The organism is Arthrobacter sp. PvP103 (assembly GCF_017833075.1).
Taxonomy (GTDB): Bacteria; Actinomycetota; Actinomycetes; order Actinomycetales; family Micrococcaceae; genus Arthrobacter.
Map to the genome: position 1 here is coordinate 4,072,318 of NZ_JAFIBQ010000001.1, position 14,944 is coordinate 4,087,261.

13 protein-coding genes are annotated in these 14,944 nt (G+C 65.5%); 8 read left to right on the forward strand and 5 right to left on the reverse strand.

The window, feature by feature from the left end:
* Nucleotides 1-24: 24 nt before the first annotated feature.
* The 3 genes from prpB to JOE41_RS18615 are packed head-to-tail and all read right to left on the reverse strand — an operon-like array spanning nucleotide 25 to nucleotide 3,102.
* Nucleotides 25-930, reverse strand: a complete 906-nt coding sequence (gene prpB, locus JOE41_RS18605) for a methylisocitrate lyase (RefSeq protein ID WP_011691384.1) — start codon at nucleotides 928-930, stop codon at nucleotides 25-27.
* Entirely contained in the window at nucleotides 930-2,450 is a 1,521-nt protein-coding gene (locus tag JOE41_RS18610; protein WP_209753200.1) for an MmgE/PrpD family protein, read from the reverse strand. The genes prpB and JOE41_RS18610 overlap by 1 nt, the downstream gene beginning before the upstream one ends.
* Before the next feature lie 10 nt (nucleotides 2,451-2,460).
* Nucleotides 2,461-3,102: a GntR family transcriptional regulator gene (locus JOE41_RS18615; RefSeq protein ID WP_209753688.1), complete on the reverse strand. Its 642-nt coding sequence runs from the start codon at nucleotides 3,100-3,102 to the stop codon at nucleotides 2,461-2,463.
* Nucleotides 3,103-3,277: 175 nt separating this feature from the next.
* Here JOE41_RS18615 and JOE41_RS18620 point away from each other — a divergent pair, with 175 nt between their 5' ends.
* Nucleotides 3,278-5,179, forward strand: a complete 1,902-nt coding sequence (locus JOE41_RS18620) for an AMP-binding protein (RefSeq protein ID WP_209753201.1) — start codon at nucleotides 3,278-3,280, stop codon at nucleotides 5,177-5,179.
* A gap of 43 nt (nucleotides 5,180-5,222) precedes the next feature.
* Here JOE41_RS18620 and JOE41_RS18625 read toward each other — a convergent pair whose 3' ends face one another.
* On the reverse strand, nucleotides 5,223-5,933 hold the full coding sequence (locus tag JOE41_RS18625; protein WP_011691388.1) for a response regulator: 711 nt from the start codon (nucleotides 5,931-5,933) through the stop codon (nucleotides 5,223-5,225).
* Nucleotides 5,930-7,561 (reverse strand): sensor histidine kinase, encoded by a 1,632-nt coding sequence (locus JOE41_RS18630; protein ID WP_209753202.1) that lies wholly within the window; start codon nucleotides 7,559-7,561, stop codon nucleotides 5,930-5,932. The genes JOE41_RS18625 and JOE41_RS18630 overlap by 4 nt, the downstream gene beginning before the upstream one ends.
* A gap of 140 nt (nucleotides 7,562-7,701) precedes the next feature.
* Between JOE41_RS18630 and JOE41_RS18635 the strand changes: the two genes are divergently transcribed.
* From JOE41_RS18635 to cmk, 7 genes are all read left to right on the forward strand, one after another.
* Entirely contained in the window at nucleotides 7,702-9,039 is a 1,338-nt protein-coding gene (locus JOE41_RS18635) for a cation:dicarboxylate symporter family transporter (protein WP_209753203.1), read from the forward strand.
* A gap of 261 nt (nucleotides 9,040-9,300) precedes the next feature.
* Nucleotides 9,301-10,200, forward strand: a complete 900-nt coding sequence (locus JOE41_RS18640; protein ID WP_028271698.1) for a ParA family protein — start codon at nucleotides 9,301-9,303, stop codon at nucleotides 10,198-10,200.
* Nucleotides 10,201-10,208: 8 nt separating this feature from the next.
* Nucleotides 10,209-11,099 (forward strand): ScpA family protein, encoded by an 891-nt coding sequence (locus JOE41_RS18645; RefSeq protein WP_374068564.1) that lies wholly within the window; start codon nucleotides 10,209-10,211, stop codon nucleotides 11,097-11,099.
* 47 nt (nucleotides 11,100-11,146) lie between these two features.
* On the forward strand, nucleotides 11,147-11,785 hold the full coding sequence (locus tag JOE41_RS18650) for an SMC-Scp complex subunit ScpB (protein ID WP_043430534.1): 639 nt from the start codon (nucleotides 11,147-11,149) through the stop codon (nucleotides 11,783-11,785).
* 110 nt (nucleotides 11,786-11,895) lie between these two features.
* Nucleotides 11,896-13,116: a pseudouridine synthase gene (locus tag JOE41_RS18655; protein WP_011691394.1), complete on the forward strand. Its 1,221-nt coding sequence runs from the start codon at nucleotides 11,896-11,898 to the stop codon at nucleotides 13,114-13,116.
* A gap of 3 nt (nucleotides 13,117-13,119) precedes the next feature.
* Nucleotides 13,120-14,229, forward strand: coding sequence for a prephenate dehydrogenase (locus JOE41_RS18660; protein ID WP_209753204.1), 1,110 nt, complete (start codon nucleotides 13,120-13,122; stop codon nucleotides 14,227-14,229).
* Nucleotides 14,229-14,942, forward strand: a complete 714-nt coding sequence (cmk, locus tag JOE41_RS18665) for a (d)CMP kinase (protein WP_209753205.1) — start codon at nucleotides 14,229-14,231, stop codon at nucleotides 14,940-14,942. The genes JOE41_RS18660 and cmk overlap by 1 nt, the downstream gene beginning before the upstream one ends.
* The last annotated feature ends 2 nt before the right edge of the window (nucleotides 14,943-14,944 follow it).

Below are 14,944 nucleotides of genomic sequence, written 5' to 3' on the forward strand. Positions count from 1 at the left end.
CCGGAAGTCCGGGATGGATGGGGGTCAGTTGGTACCGGGAATCCTGAAGTTGAAGACTCCGGTGTCGAAGCGGTTGTAGGCCTCGTAGTCCACAAGGTCGTACAGCCGCGCACGGGTCAGCATGCTCTTTACCTGTGCCTCCTGGGTGCCGTCGGACCTGATCGATTCCAGAGTACGCTCAGCTGCCCCCATGGCACTACGGAGCAGCGTGACCGGGTAGATGACCATGTTGACGCCGACGCCCTGCAGCTGCTCCACGGTGAAAAGATCGCTTTGGCCAAACTCGGTCATGTTGGCGAGGATGGGCACGTCCACTGCGTCGCGGATCGCCTGGAACTCGCTGAGGTCCTTCATGGCCTCGGGGAAGATGGCGTCCGCCCCGGCCTCGACGAGCGCCTTCGCACGCTCCTGCGCCGCCTCCAGCCCGTCCGTGGCCCGGATGTCCGTCCTGGCCATGATGAGGAAATTGGGGTCCCGGCGGGCGTCTGCTGCGGCGCGGATGCGCTTGGTGGCGGTGTCCAGGTCCACCACGTTCTTGCCGTCCAGGTGGCCGCACCTCTTGGGGTTGAACTGGTCTTCGATGTGCAGGCCGGCGAGGCCTGCGTTCTCGATTTCCTGCACCGAGCGGGCCACGTTCATGGGCTCGCCGAAGCCCGTGTCGGCGTCCACAATGCAGGGCAGGTCGGTCATCCGGGCAATCTGCCCGGCCCGCGTTGCCACCTCGGTGAGCGTGGTCAGGCCGATGTCCGGCAGGCCCAGGTCATTGGCCAGGACGGCGCCGGAGATATAAACCCCGGCGAAGCCCTTCTCCTCGATGAGCCGGGCCGAGAGCGGGTTGAAGGCTCCCGGGAACTGCTGGAGGGTGCCGGACGCCAGGAGTTCGCGGAACCGGATCCGCTTCTGCTCCGGCGTGACCTTCGAATACAGCATTAGAAAAGTCCCTTCGGTGCGGCAGCGAGGTCGATCACGCCGTCGGCCGCCTTGATGTTCAGCTGGTCCAGTTCCCCGGCGGCCAGTTCCGGGAGCCGGGCCGCTGCGGCAAGGAACCGTTCGATCTCGTCTTCGGCGACGAGGCCAGCTGCGAGTGTGCGGAACTTGTTGACGTACTGCTCCCGGGCGAACGGCCGGGCACCCAGCGGGTGGGCGTCGGCGACGGCGATCTCGTCGGTAATAACAGTGCCGTCGTTGAGCGTGATTTCGACGGTACCGCCGAAAGCCTTCTCAGCGATGTCGAGGGAGTGGTAGCGGCGGGTCCATTCCGGGTCCTCCACCGTGGTGACCTTGTGCCACAGCTCCACGGTGTCGGGGCGCGCGGCCCGCTCCGGGGCGTAGGAGTCCACATGGTGCCAGGAGCCGTCCTGCAGCGCGACGGTGAAGATGTACGGGATCGAGTGGTCCAACGTTTCACGGGACGCGGTGGGGCTGTACTTCTGCGGGTCGTTGGCGCCGGAACCAATCACGTAGTGGGTGTGGTGGCTGGTCTTGATCAGCACGGATTTCACGTTGGCCGGGTCGGTGACTTCGGGGCGCTCGCCGTGCAGCTTCCGGGCGAGGTCGATCCAGGCCTGGGCCTGGTACTCGGCGGAGTGTTCCTTGGTGTACGTGTCCAGGATGGCGCGCTTGGCTTCCCCGGGAGTCGGCAGCGGCACCATGTAGGAAGCCTCGGGGCCGTCCAGCATCCAGGCGATGACGCCGTCTTCACCCTCATAGATCGGGACCGGCGACGTCTGGCCGCGCATGGAGCGGTCCGCGGCTTCTACGGCCATCTTCCCGGCGAAGGCCGGGGCGTGCGCCTTCCAGGTGGAAATCTCGCCCTTGCGCGACTGGCGCGTGGCGGTGGTGGTGTGAAGGGCCTGGCCCACGGACTGGAAGATGGTCTCGACGTCGAGCCCGAGGAGGGTGCCGATACCGGCGGCGGCGGAGGGGCCGAGATGGGCCACGTGGTCGATCTTGTGCTTGTGCAGGCAGATGGCCTTGACCAGGTTCACCTGGATTTCGTAGCCGGTGGCAATGCCGCGGATGAGGTCGTGTCCGCTGGAGCCGACGTGCTGGGCGACGGCGAGGATCGGCGGGATGTTGTCGCCGGGGTGGGAGTAGTCCGCTGCCAGGAAGGTGTCGTGGTAGTCGAGTTCACGGACAGCAACGCCGTTGGCCCAGGCGGCCCATTCCGGTGCCACGCGCTCGTCGATGCCGAAGACCTTGGATCCCTTGCCGCCCGTGGTGGGTCCATGGGTGAGTGCCTGTGCGCGGGCGGCAACGATGGGGGCCCGGTTCAGGGAGGCGATGGCCACCGAGGCGTTGTCGATGACCCGGTTGATCACCATGTCGGTAACCTCGTCGGTGACGGCGACAGGATCGGTGGCAACCTTGGCGATCTTGTACGCGAGCTGGTCCTCGCGGGGCAGGTTTTCCTCGCTCTTGTAAACGCGGACGTGGTGTTCCTTGACCATGGTGCTCCTTTTAGTGAGGTGTATGCGTGACTTTGACGTGGGAAAGACTTCGGTGCAGATGAAGGGTGGTGGCCGCTTCGGCCAGCCGGGGATTGCCTGCGGCGATCGCTTCCGCGATGGCGGCGTGCTCTGCGGCGGCCGCGGTGAGCCGTTGTGTGTCGTCGGCGGCCAGTCGGCGGACCCGGACCAGGTGCACGCGGAGGCTGCGCATGGCTTGGGCCAGGTAGGAGTTGGAAATCGCCGCGTCGATAGCCGCGTCGAGACGGCCCGCCAGCTCATAGTAGGCATGGCGTCCAGGATCGCTGCCGTTGATCAGCTCCGGAGCCTGGAGGAGCTCAAGGCGGAGTTGTTCAAAGGTCGCGGAGTCGCCGCGCTCGGCGGCCAGGGCGGCGGCCTTGCCTTCAAGGGTTTCGCGCAGTTCGAATAGCTCGTCGATGTCGTCAAGGGAAATATCGGTGACGACGACGCCGCGGCCGCCCGCCGCCGTCGTCAAGCCCTCCGCGGTCAGCCGGCTTAGGGCCTCCCGCAGAGGTGTGCGGGAGATGCCCAGCCGCTCGGACTGCTCCACTTCCGCGAGGACAGTCCCGGGCAGGAGGCGCCATTCGATGATGTCATCGCGCAATGCCGCATAGGCCCTGTCGCTGGCGCGCATCTCTGCCTCCTTCATTGGTTGACGCTCCCCAGTGTATACATAGAAGACTTGATTGCCCAGTAAATGCCTCAGATTGTTGATTTTTCTCCAAATTTGTATACACGAGACCTTGTATCTGCTTCCCGACCGGGACTAGCATGGCCCTCATCACAATGTCGTGGACGGGATGCATTTCATGGGTACCAAGAGCTATCAGGACAGCTACGCACAGAGCCTGGACAGGCCCGACGAGTTCTGGCTGGATGCTGCCGGAAAGATCTCCTGGTCGACGCCCCCGACGCGGGCTCTTGATTCCGCCCGGGCGCCGCTGTACAGCTGGTTTCCGGACGGCGTCCTCAACACGTCCTACAACGCCCTCGACCGTCATGTGGCAGCCGGGCGTGGCGGTCAGGATGCGCTGATCTACGATTCCGCCATGCTCGGGATCCAGCGGCGCTTCAGCTACGCGGAACTCACGGAGCTTGTGGCCCGCTTTGCCGGGGTTCTGCGGCGGCGCGGTGTGGGCAAGGGGGACAGGGTTGTCATTTACATGCCGATGATCCCGGAAGCCGCCATCGCAATGCTGGCTACTGCGCGGCTCGGAGCGGTCCATTCGGTGGTCTTTGGAGGCTTTGCGCCCAAGGAGCTGGCGGCCCGCATCCGGGACGCCGCCCCCGCCGTGGTGGTTACGGCATCCGGCGGAATCGAGCCATCGCGCCGGATCGAATACCTTCCCGCTGTCGAGGAAGCACTCCGCCTCGCCGGCGCTCCGGGGCTCCCCGTGATCGTCGCGGCCAGGGAGGGGTTTGCCTCCTCGGTCTCTGACCACCCGGGCTGGCTGGACTGGGACACCGAGATGGCGGACGCAGAACCGGCGGCGCCGGTGGATGTCAAAGCTACTGACCCGCTCTACATCCTCTACACCTCGGGAACCACGGGTGCACCCAAGGGGGTGGTGCGGGACAACGGAGGCCATGCCGTGGCGCTTAGCTGGACCATGGAAAACGTCTACGGCATCGGCCCGGGGAACGTCATGTGGACCGCTTCCGACGTCGGCTGGGTGGTAGGACACTCCTACATCGTCTATGGGCCGCTGCTGGCCGGCGCCACCACCGTCCTCTATGAGGGGAAACCGGTAGGAACACCTGATGCGGGCGCTTTCTGGCGGGTTATCCGGGACCACAAGGTCAATGTCCTCTTTACCGCCCCGACAGCGCTGCGCGCCATCCGCAAAGCCGACCCCGAAGCGAAACTGCTGCGGGACTACGACATCTCCAGCCTGCGAACGCTTTTCGCCGCGGGGGAGCGGCTGGACACAGATACCTTCCACTGGGCCGCGCAGACCCTGGGTGTCCCGGTAGTGGACCACTGGTGGCAGACCGAGACCGGTTGGGCCATCTGCGCCAACCCGCGCGGGCTGGAAGAGCTCCCCATCAAGGCAGGCTCGCCCAGCGTTCCGATGCCGGGCTTCAGGCTCAACATCGTGGACGGACTAGGGGAGGACGTCGAAACCGGGACGGAAGGAAACATTGTGCTCGGGCTGCCGCTGCCGCCCGGAACGCTGACCACTCTCTGGGGCGACGACGAACGCTACGTCTCCTCCTACCTCCAGGCCTTTGAAGGCTCCTACGCCACCGGCGACTCCGGCTACCGGGACGAGGACGGCTACGTGTTCGTGATGGGCCGCACCGACGACATCATCAACGTGGCAGGGCACCGGCTGTCCACCGGCGCCATGGAGCAGGTCATCGGACAGCACCCGGCCGTGGCCGAGTGCGCGGTGATCGGCCTGGCGGATCCGCTGAAGGGCCAGCGGCCCAGCGGCTACGTGGTGCTGAAATCGGGGGTGGACGTGCCGGAGGACATTCTGGTCAAGGACCTGATCGCGCTGGTCCGCCGGGACATCGGAGCCGTCGCGGACTTCAAGCACGTGGCAGTGGTCGATGCCCTTCCCAAGACCCGTTCGGGCAAGATCCTTCGCAAGACCATGAGGCAGATTGCGGACGGCGAAGAGTACGTCGTGCCGTCCACGATTGAGGACGCCGGGGTGATCGACCAGCTGATCGAAACGCTGCGTCCGGCCGGGCCCCGGAACTAGCCCGGGGACGTACCAGCCGTGCGCTCGCCGGCGCCGGCCATCGTCAGCTCCTGATCCAGCGGTACTCGTTTTCAGGCCTGCCCGGCGCACCGTACCGGGCGGTCCGGGAGACGGTCCCGGCATCCGCAAGGTACTCGAGGTACCGCCGGGCCGTCACGCGGGACATCCCGAGCGCGTCCATGACTTCCGTGGCGGAGACAGCATCAGCCTGCTGCTTCATGAACTCCTGCACGGCGTCCAGGGTCGACGTCGACAGGCCCTTGGGAAGCGGCAGCTCACTGGGCGCCCGCAGGCTCGCGAACGCCTGGTCGACGTCGCTCTGGGACGCGCCTGACCTGCTTCCGCCCACGCCGGCGGCGAGCTGCTCGCGGAACTGCCGGTAGCTGGCCAGCTTGTCGGCGAAAGTGGCGTAGGTAAACGGCTTGATGAGGTACTGAACCACCCCGATGGACACTGCGCTGCGCACGATATTGAGTTCACGCACGGCCGTGATCGCGATGATGTCCGGCAACAGGCCTGATGCCCGCATCCGCCGGGCGATGTCAAGGCCATGGAGATCGGGTAGGTTCATGTCCAGCAGGACCAGTTCCACGGGGTTGCCGGCGGCAGCAAATTCCGCCAGGAGCCGCAGCGCCGATTGGCCGTCAGGAGCCGTGCCGGCGAGGGAAAAGCCTTGGAGCCTCCCCACGTAGGCGCCGTGCGCTGCCGCGGCCACCGGCTCGTCCTCAACGACGAGGACTCGGATATCGCTCATGAAGTCTCCTTGGTGGTGCCTGCTGCGGGTAGGAAAACATGGAAATGCGCCCCGCGGGGGTTGGTTATTGCCACGGTGCCACCCAGCCGGTGGACGGCCTGCCGGACCAGCGCCAGGCCCAGCCCCCGGCCGTAGGAACCGGACGCTTTGGTGCTGAACCCGTGGCGGAACACATCGTCCATGGCGCCGGGGTCAATCCCGCGTCCCGAGTCCTCCACTGTGATGTCAACACCCCTGACGCCCGACTCCACCGACAGCTCGACCCACTTGGGCGCCGGAGCGTCGGCCGCAGCGTCGATGGCGTTGTCCAGGAGGTTGCCAAGTATCGTCACCAGGTCCTGGACGGCCACACCGGCGGTCCCGGCTGTGCTGTTCGCCTGCAGGCCCAGTTCAACGCCGCGTTCGTGCGCCTCGGCCGCCTTGCCCATGAGCAGGGCACTCAGCACCGGCTCTTCCATGGCGCCCACCATCTCGTCGGTGAGCTGCTGGCTGAGCTCCAAGTCCTTGGTGGCAAAATCCAGGGCCTCGTCCGCCCGCCCCAGCTCCATCAGCGAAACGATGGTGTGGAGGCGGTTGGCGTGCTCGTGGGTCTGGGCCCGCAGCGCGTCCGACAGCGTACGCATGGTTTCCAGTTCGCTGCCTAGCGACTCGATCTCCGTGCGGTCGCGGATGGTTGCCACGGTACCGAACACTGCAGGTCGCTGCCGTCCGGCGGATGAGGCCGGCCCCACCGCTGGTCCCTGGTTGACCACCAGGACACGCGGGCCGGCCAGGTGGATTTCATCCTGGGCTGCCCGGCCGGACTCGAACAGGTCCTTCAAGCTGGGCGCCAAGGGGAGGTCGCGGAGCAGGGCTGCGTCGCCCGGATCGGCCCCGGACGGCCGTGGTGTGAGGCCCAGGAGCTCGGCCGCCTGGTCGTTGTACATCACCACCCGGCCCTTGGGATCGATCAGGATCACCCCCTCGCGGACGGAGTGCAGGACGGACTCGTAGTACGCGAACAGCTGGGCGAGCTGCTCGGGCCCCCAACCCCGCGTGACATTGCGCAGATACCGGCCCAGCAGCCAGGAGGCCACCGAGCCGCCCACCAGGAGGGCAAAGGCGATAGCCAGCAGCGCCGGCAGGCGGCCGGAGACGGCAACGTCCACCGTCCGGACCGTCACCCCCGCTGCCACCAGGGCCTTGACGTTTCCCGACTGGTCCTTGACCGGCGCAATCGTCCGTACCGAGGGGCCCAATGTCCCGGCCGTGATTTCGGTGAATATCTGTCCCTTCAGGGCGGCATCAATGGATCCGATGTACGGCTTGCCGAGCTCCTCGTCGCGCGGGTGCGTCCACCGGGTCCGGTCCGGAGCCATGATGGTGATGAAATCCGCGTCGGCGTCGCTCATCACGTGCAGGGCGTAGGGCTGCAGCACGGCAGACGGGTCGGGCGACGCCGCTGCCTGCAGGACCAGGGGGTTGTCGGCAATGGCCGTGGCGATGCCGGACATCCGCCGGCCGGCCTCGTCGTAGGCGTGATCCCGGGCGTCGATAAAGGTGGCTGTTCCGACTGTCGCGGTCAGCGCGAGCATGAACAGCAAATGCGCGACGAACAGCCGGCGCGCGATGCTCCACTTGTGCCTCATTCCAACCTTCCACGACCAATATGAACGCAACGGTGAGCCAGGTCACGCCATGCCCAATGATGGATATCACACCGGACGGACGTGCAGAGCCCAGAGACTGTGCCGCAACGTCTTCCAGATTATCCATAAGGAGACACATCATGGCTTCTCAACGAGGAGAGTCAGCTGCGCCAGTCAAGGCGAAGCGCAAAGGACTCGACAAGTCGCACTACCTCTACATTGCCGTCATCGTTGCCGTGATCCTCGGCGCAGTGATTGGCCTCATGTTCCCGGAGGTCGGCAAATCCCTCAAGCCGCTGGGCGACGGCTTCATCAAGCTGATCAAGATGATGATCGCTCCGGTGATCTTCTGCACCATCGTCCTGGGGATCGGCTCCATCGCGAAGGCTGCCACTGTAGGCAAGGTGGGCGGCCTGGCGCTGGGCTACTTCATCGTGATGTCCACCTTCGCACTGGCCATCGGCCTCGTGGTGGGCAACCTCATCCACCCCGGTGAAGGCCTCAAGCTGACGCCGTACGATCCCAATAAGAAGGCCGCCACAGACAGCACGGTTGACTTCCTGCTGGGCATCATCCCAGGCGACATTCCGGTGCTGCCCACCCTGCTGGCCGCGATCCTCGTCGGCTTCGCCCTGCAGAAAATGGGCCCCCAGGGTGCCCCCATCCTCAAGGCCATCGGCCACGGCCAGGCGCTTGTCTTCCGTATCCTCATCATGGTCATGTGGCTGGCGCCGGTTGGTGCCTTCGGTGCCATCGCCGCAGTTGTCGGTGCCACCGGCTTCCAGGCGATCGTGAGCATGTTCACCCTGATGCTGGCGTTCTACATCACCTGCGCACTGTTCATCGTCGTCATCCTCGGCGGCCTCCTGCAGGTCGTGGCCGGCGTCAACATCTTCCGCCTCATGAAGTACCTGGCCCGCGAATACCTGCTGATCTTCTCCACGTCCTCCTCCGAAGCCGCACTGCCGCGCCTCATCGCCAAGATGGAACACCTTGGTGTGTCCAAGCCGGTCGTGGGCGTGACGGTTCCCACCGGATACTCCTTCAACCTTGACGGCACTGCCATCTACCTGACCATGGCATCCCTGTTCGTGGCGAACGCCATGGGCACCCCGCTGGACCTCGGAGCGCAGGTTTCCCTGCTGGTCTTCATGATCATCGCTTCCAAGGGCGCAGCAGGCGTCACCGGTGCCGGCCTGGCCACTCTGGCTGCAGGCCTGCAGGCCCACAAGCCCGAGCTTCTTGGCGGCGTCGGCATGATCGTCGGTATCGACCGCTTCATGTCCGAGGCCCGCGCCCTGACCAACTTCACGGGTAACGCCGTGGCCACGGTCCTGATCGGCACCTGGGTCAAGGAGATCGACGGCGGCCAGGTCGAGCGTGTCCTGTCCGGCGAAGAGCCCTTCGACGAGCAGACCATGATCGCCGGTCACCACGTCGAACAGGAAGTAGCGGCCCCGGCCCCGGCCCGCGCCTGAACCGCCCCCGCCTGAAGGGCCGGCTTCAACCGCCGGCTTGAGGGACATTCGAACCGCCCGTGCAGGAGCATCCTGCACGGGCGGTCTTTTGTGTCCGGCCCGACAACCTTCGACCTTTACCAGAAGGTAAAGGCTCAATCAAGGGCACGTGTCAAGTTCCGTTGAATCACGGATGCGGCGCTGTAACCTTGGTGGGAAGAACCATAGGCGCTGAACATTCAGCGGCAGGACATCAACGTCATCGAAAGTGTGGATAGATACGTGAGCAGCGAACAGGGTTCAGCAACTCTGGAAGGCACCGAACTCGATCTGGAAGACGCCGTCATGGGTCCTACCGGGCGCCCCTACCGCGAATTTCCCGAGCCTGCGCCCCTGTCGTCCCACGGCCCCGCCCGTGTGATCGCCATGGTGAACCAGAAGGGCGGCGTCGGCAAAACGACGTCCACCATTAATCTGGCTGCCGCACTCGCCGAATACGGCCGCCGTGTCCTGCTGGTTGACTTTGACCCCCAGGGCGCATTGTCCGCAGGCCTCGGGACCAATCCGCACGAACTGGACCTGACGGTGTACAACGTCCTGATGGACCGCAAAGTGGACATCCGGGACGCCATCCAGCACACCGGCGTCGAAAACGTTGACCTGCTGCCGGCAAACATCGACCTCTCCGCCGCGGAAGTGCAGCTGGTCAATGAAGTGGCGCGCGAACAGGTGCTGGACCGGGCCTTGAAGAAGGTTGAAGACGACTACGACGTGGTCCTCATCGACTGCCAGCCGTCGCTTGGCCTGCTGACTGTCAACGCACTGACGGCCGCGCACGGCGTCATCATCCCGTTGATCTGCGAATTCTTTGCGCTGCGCGCCGTTGCGCTGCTGGTGGAAACCATCGACAAGGTCCAGGACCGGTTGAACCCCAGGCTCCAGGTGGACGGCGTGCTGGCCACCATGTACGACGCCCGCACGCTGCACAGCCGCGAGGTCATCAGCAGGCTGGTGGAAGCCTTCGGGGACAAAGTCTTCGAGACCGTCATCAAGCGCTCCATCAAGTTTGCCGATGCCACGGTGGCCGCGGAACCCATCACCAGCTATGCCGCCAACCATATCGGTGCTGACGCTTACCGCCGCCTGGCCAAGGAGCTGATTTCGCGCGGCGGCGCGCCCTAGCCAAGGCCGTGGCACTGGCAGGCACCCCGCTCGCTCCCGCCCGGCGGAACGGCCCGGCGGAACTCCCGGCGGCTGACGCGCAAACCGGGCCGGGGAAGAAACCCGGCTTCGAAGTGCGGCTCGCCAACTTCACCGGTCCCTTCGACCTGCTGCTCGGCCTGATTAGCAAACACCAGTTGGACATCACCGAGGTGGCACTGGCCACGGTGACCGATGAATTCATCAAGTACATCAGGAACCTCCAGCAGCTGGGCGAGGAGTGGGCGCTTGACGAGGCCAGCGAATTCCTTGTCATCGCCGCCACGCTCCTCGACCTCAAGGCCGCCCGGCTCCTGCCGGCAGGGGAGGTTGAGGACGACGAAGACGTCGCCTTGCTCGAAGCGCGCGACCTCCTCTTCGCCCGCCTGCTCCAGTACAAGGCATTCAAGCAGGTGGCAGGACTGATCAACTCCACTTTAGAGATCGAAGCCCGCAGCTACCCCCGCCAGGTTGCCTTGGAAGAGCACTTCGCGGCGCTGCTTCCGGAACTCGTGTGGCGGCACACGCCCGCGCAGTTCGCTGCCTTGGCCGAAGCCGCGCTGAAGCCCAAGGAAGCGGCCCCTAGCGAGGTTGGCCTGGCGCACCTGCACGGCAGTGCCGTCAGCGTGAAGGAGCAGGCTGAAATCCTTGGACTGAAGCTCCAGGCAGGACGGCCGTTGTCCTTCCGGGCACTGATCGCGGACGCCGAATCGACGCTGGTTGTGGTGGCCCGGTTCCTGGCGCTCCTGGAAATGTTCAGGGACAAGGCGGTGGCGTTCGACCAGCTCCTCCCGCTGGGCGACCTGACAGTTCATTGGACGGCGGACCGCGATGACTGGAGCAGCGAAAATCTCACCGAGGAATACGAGGAGCAGCCGTGAGCGCCAACGCCCCGGATCCCGCCACCAGCGCTGACAATGACAGCGATTTGAACGTCACCGAACTGCCCGGCGGCGCACATGCCGCCATCGAAGCGGTGCTGATGGTGATTGACCAGCCGGCCACCGCCGTCGAACTGGCCGCCGGGCTCAATCTCACGGTGGACACCGTCGAGCAGCTCCTGGCGGAACTTCAGCGTGAGTATAACGGCTATACTGTTAATGCCCCGGACTCGGACGTTGCCAACACTGCTCATATGAACACTGCCGGCACCACATCCAGACCCCGGGGTTTTGAATTGCGGAATATCGCCGGAGGCTGGCGCATCTATTCCCGTACGGATTTTGCCGACGTCGTGGGCGGATTCGTTCTGGAAGGACAGACAGCCAGGCTGACGCAGGCGGCGCTGGAAACGCTCGCCGTCATCGCTTACCGCCAGCCCGTATCAAGGGCCAGGGTGTCTGCAATTCGAGGAGTTAATGTTGACTCTGTCGTGCGGACGCTGATGCAGCGGGGACTGATCGAAGATTCGGGGACCGATCCCGAATCCGGAGCCATCCTTTACCGCACGACGTCGTATTTCCTGGAACGCATGGGAATCGGCTCGGTGGCTGAGTTGCCGCAGCTTTCACCCCATCTTCCGGGGCTTGAAGGCATCGAAGAGTTCTACGACGCCGGAAGAATGTAGGCAGTATCCATGCCTGCGCACGAGTATCCACCAGGGCGGAAGCAATTCGCCCGGCTGGCTGGTGTTGTCGGGAGACAGCCAATGCCGGCCAACATAACGAAGGACGGGTCATGACACAGGCGGGACGCCAGGGTTCACCACGTAACAGTTCGGGACGCAACAGCGCCGGACAGGCCAAAGATGGCCAAAACAGGGCCGGACGCAACCCGGCCCGGGGCGGCAGCAGCCGTGCTGCCGGGGCCGGCGGCGCCGGCTTCAAGGGCGGCGGCGACCGTCCCTTCAAGCACCCCAAGCCTCGCGAAGAGGCATTCGTCGATCCGGACCTGCAGGGCCCCGGCGGCGCGCCGGCGGACCGCCCGGCAGCCGGCGACTGGAAGCCGGGCAAACCTGCTGCCCGGAAGCCCGGTTCGCGCAAGCCCGGCGCCGGCAAGGTGCCCGGCACTCCCGGCGCGCTGAAGCCCAAGCCGCGGTCTGCCGCAGCCAAGACGTTCGGTACGCGCGCCTTCGGCGGCGAACGGTTCGGCCAGAACCTCGGTGCCGTCCGCAAGCCTTCGCGCAAACGCGGACCCCGCGGGGACGTGCCGCAGTCCGAAATGCACGACGCCGACGGCATCCGCCTGCAGAAAGTCATGGCCTCAGCCGGTGTCGCTTCACGGCGCGTCTGCGAGGAAATGATCTCAGAAGGCCGTGTGGAGGTGGACGGCAAGGTCGTCACCGAGCTCGGCGTCCGAGTCGACCCGAAGACGGCAGTGATCCACGTCGACGGCCTGCGCATCCAGCTGGACGAAAACATGGTCTACATGGTGTTCAACAAGCCCAAGGGCGTTGTATCCACCATGGAGGATCCGGACGGCCGTCCGTGCATCAGCGATTTCGTTCGCAATACCCACGGCGAACGCCTCTTCCACGTGGGACGTCTCGACGTCGCCACCGAAGGGCTGTTGTTGCTGACCAACGACGGCGAACTGGCCAACCGTTTGACGCACCCGTCCTACGAGGTACCCAAGACGTACCTGGTCCAGGTCCGCGGCCCGTTCCCGCAGGGAATCGGCGCGCAGCTGAAGGCGGGCGTCGAGCTTGAGGACGGAATGGCCTCGGTTGACTCCTTCAAGCTGGTGGACTCCACCCCGGGCCACGTGCTGATCGAGGTAGTGCTGCACTCCGGCAAAAACCGGATCGTGCGCCGCCTCTTTGACGCCGTGGGTTTCCCGGTACTCCGGCTCGTGCGCGTCAAGGTGGGACCCATCGGCCTGGGAGACCAGCGCCAGGGGAGCATCCGCAACCTCGGCAAGCAGGAAGTCGGCCACCTGCTGGCATCCGTAGGGCTGTAGCGCATGTCTGCCTTTCGCACCCATGGTCGCGGGCACCTGAACGGTCCGGTCCTGGTTATCGGCACGGGGCTGCTGGGAACCAGCATCGGCCTTGGCCTTCGGGGCCGGGGAGTATCCGTGTTCCTGTCCGACCCGTCTCCCACCAACCAGGCGGTCGCCGTCGATATCGGGGCAGGCCTTCCGTTGTCGCGCCTTGGCGACGAGCAGCCCGAACTCGTTGTCGTGGCCGCGCCGCCGGACGTGACAGCGGACGTGGTGGAACGCTCACTGGCTGATTACCCCGCCGCAACGGTGGTGGACATTGCCAGCGTCAAGGCCGGCATCCTGGCCGACCTCCGCGGCCGCGGAGTGGACCTCGCACGCTATGTGGGCACGCATCCCATGGCCGGCCGGGAAAAGTCCGGGCCGGTGGCGGCGCGGGGTGAGCTGTTCACCTCCATGCCGTGGGTGGTCTGCCCCTCCGGGGAAACATCCCCCGGTGCACTGCAGGCCGCCCGAGCCCTGGCAACAGACCTGGGCGCCGTGGTGACGCAGTTCGGCGCCGAGGAACATGACCACGCCGTGGCGCTCGTGTCGCATCTTCCCCAGGTGATGTCTTCGCTTGTCGCCAGCCGACTGCAGGGTACGCCCATGCATGCCCTCTCGCTGGCCGGAAACGGCCTGCGTGACGTCACCCGCATCGCTGCCAGCGACCCCACACTTTGGGTGCAGATCCTCGGCGCGAATGCCGGCCCTGTGGTGGAAATCCTGCACGGGGTCCGCGAGGACCTCAACCGCCTGATCGGAACCCTCGAAGATCCGGCTGCCCCCGGTGCCCGCCTCGACCTGGCGCAGCTCATCAGTGAGGGCAACGCCGGGCAGTCCCGTATTCCGGGCAAGCACGGCGGCCCACCGCAGGCCTATTCCTGGTTGACCGTCCTGGTGGACGACCGGCCGGGCCAGATCGCCCGCCTCCTGACGGAGATCGGCGAAATCGGGGTCAACCTCGAAGACCTGCGGCTGGATCATTCCTCCGGGCAGAATGTAGGCATGGTGGAACTGTCCGTTTTGCCCAACAAACATGATCTGCTCATCGAAGCCCTCAACGACCGTGGATGGCGGGTACTCCAGTAATGACACAGGAACTCATCGAAACCGTGCCCATGCTTCGCCAAGGCAGGCCGCTGGTCGTTGCCATCGACGGGCCCTCGGGATCCGGAAAATCCAGTGTGAGCAGGGAAGTGGCGCGACGCCTCCGCCTCGCCTACCTGGACACCGGCGCCATGTACCGGGCGCTGACCTGGTACTGCCTTGACCGGGGCATCGACCTGGGCGATGCCGCGGCCATCGAACAGGCCTCCGAGGACCTGCCGCTGGACGTCAGCACCACCCCGAACGAAGAGTACGTCAGGGTCGGCGGAACGGACGTCACCCAGGCAATCCGGGAACCGGCCATCTCCTCGGCCGTCAGTGCCATCGCCACCACCCTCGGTGCGCGGAAGGAACTGGTCCGCCGGCAGCGTGAACTGATTGAGGTCCACCACCGCCGCATCGTGGTGGAGGGACGGGACATCACCACCGTCGTGGCGCCTGGCGCTGAAGTACGCATGCTGCTGACCGCCAGCGAGGAGGCCCGGCTTCGCCGCCGGGGCGTCCAGCTGGGCGGCACGCAGAGCGCCGAGCAGCTGGCGGCACAGGTCACACAGCGTGACGCCAAGGACTCCACGGTGGTCAACTTCACCACGGCGGCGGATGGCGTCGTCACGCTGGATTCCTCGGATCTGGACTTCGACGGCACCGTTGACGCGGCCCTGGGCATAGTCAACAAGGTCCTCAACCGTGACTGACG

Bases quoted from the DNA above. Each gene is read 5' to 3' on its own strand.
- prpB (WP_011691384.1), bottom strand. From the start codon at position 930: ATGCTGTATTCGAAGGTCACGCCGGAGCAGAAGCGGATCCGGTTCCGC.
- JOE41_RS18610 (WP_209753200.1), bottom strand. From the start codon at position 2,450: ATGGTCAAGGAACACCACGTCCGCGTTTACAAGAGCGAGGAAAACCTG.
- JOE41_RS18615 (WP_209753688.1), bottom strand. From the start codon at position 3,102: ATGCGCGCCAGCGACAGGGCCTATGCGGCATTGCGCGATGACATCATC.
- JOE41_RS18620 (WP_209753201.1), top strand. From the start codon at position 3,278: ATGGGTACCAAGAGCTATCAGGACAGCTACGCACAGAGCCTGGACAGG.
- JOE41_RS18625 (WP_011691388.1), bottom strand. From the start codon at position 5,933: ATGAGCGATATCCGAGTCCTCGTCGTTGAGGACGAGCCGGTGGCCGCG.
- JOE41_RS18630 (WP_209753202.1), bottom strand. From the start codon at position 7,561: ATGAGGCACAAGTGGAGCATCGCGCGCCGGCTGTTCGTCGCGCATTTG.
- JOE41_RS18635 (WP_209753203.1), top strand. From the start codon at position 7,702: ATGGCTTCTCAACGAGGAGAGTCAGCTGCGCCAGTCAAGGCGAAGCGC.
- JOE41_RS18655 (WP_011691394.1), top strand. From the start codon at position 11,896: ATGACACAGGCGGGACGCCAGGGTTCACCACGTAACAGTTCGGGACGC.
- JOE41_RS18660 (WP_209753204.1), top strand. From the start codon at position 13,120: ATGTCTGCCTTTCGCACCCATGGTCGCGGGCACCTGAACGGTCCGGTC.
- cmk (WP_209753205.1), top strand. From the start codon at position 14,229: ATGACACAGGAACTCATCGAAACCGTGCCCATGCTTCGCCAAGGCAGG.